The organism is Streptococcus humanilactis, assembly GCF_019448275.1.
GTDB classification, from domain to species: Bacteria; Bacillota; Bacilli; order Lactobacillales; family Streptococcaceae; genus Streptococcus; species Streptococcus humanilactis.
Genome location: NZ_JAHXBZ010000060.1, coordinates 1 through 212 on the forward strand (window position 1 = coordinate 1; position 212 = coordinate 212).

The window sequence follows — 212 nt, forward strand, 5'->3', positions numbered from 1 at the left end:
AAAGATAAAGAGATTGATGCGAATGATCAATTGAGTCAATCTGAAAAAGCGAAGGCTAAAGAAGCAACTAAGGCGGCAGCAGATTTGGCTAAGGCGGCTATTGAGGCAGCAACAGACCAAGCCGGAGTAACTGAGAAAGAAACAGAAGGTACAAACGCCATCCAAGCAGTGACTCCAGTAGGTAAAGAAAACGCTAAAAATGCGATTGATCA

General features: G+C 43.4%; 1 protein-coding gene. It reads left to right on the forward strand.

The features are described 5' to 3' along the window. On the forward strand, window positions 1-212 hold a 212-nt coding region (locus KV696_RS09860), incomplete at both ends, for a DUF1542 domain-containing protein (protein WP_219967540.1).